1 protein-coding gene is annotated in these 392 nt (G+C 59.9%); it reads right to left on the reverse strand.

Annotated elements, in window-relative coordinates; all coding sequences use genetic code 11:
* Positions 1-56: 56 nt before the first annotated feature.
* Positions 57-392, reverse strand: a 336-nt coding sequence (locus K7W41_RS23410; protein ID WP_224612962.1) for a DDE-type integrase/transposase/recombinase, incomplete at its 5' end; no start/stop codon positions are given.

The raw sequence follows: 392 nt of genomic DNA on the forward strand, positions 1-392 counted from the left end.
GGTTCTGGCAACTTAACCTGAGTGAGGCCGGAGTAGCTCAGCAGGTGGCTTGAGAATCAAGCCACCTGCTGCATCGCCTCTCGCAAGCGGAGAAGAGCTGCGGATTGATGGCTTCGTCTGAGGGTGGCGGGAACGGTGGTTCGCGTGTGTCGATGGAGGTTCGAGACTCGGGCGTGCAGGGCGAGGAATTCTTGTGTTCGTTTCCGGCGCTTGAAGCCCAGTTGGCCTCGTTCTTGCTGCCGGGTGGATCGATGAGATTGCTCCACCAGATTGTTACAGCGGGCGGTGGAAACGACCTGAACGTGCTCCACGTCGTGGAGCACGGGAATCTCACGCAGCGCCGCCCCATAGCTCCACAGCTTGTCGGTATGGATCACCTCCGGCACGTCGTA

Origin of the sequence: Deinococcus multiflagellatus (assembly GCF_020166415.1) — a bacterium.
In the GTDB taxonomy this organism is placed as follows: domain Bacteria; phylum Deinococcota; class Deinococci; order Deinococcales; family Deinococcaceae; genus Deinococcus; species Deinococcus multiflagellatus.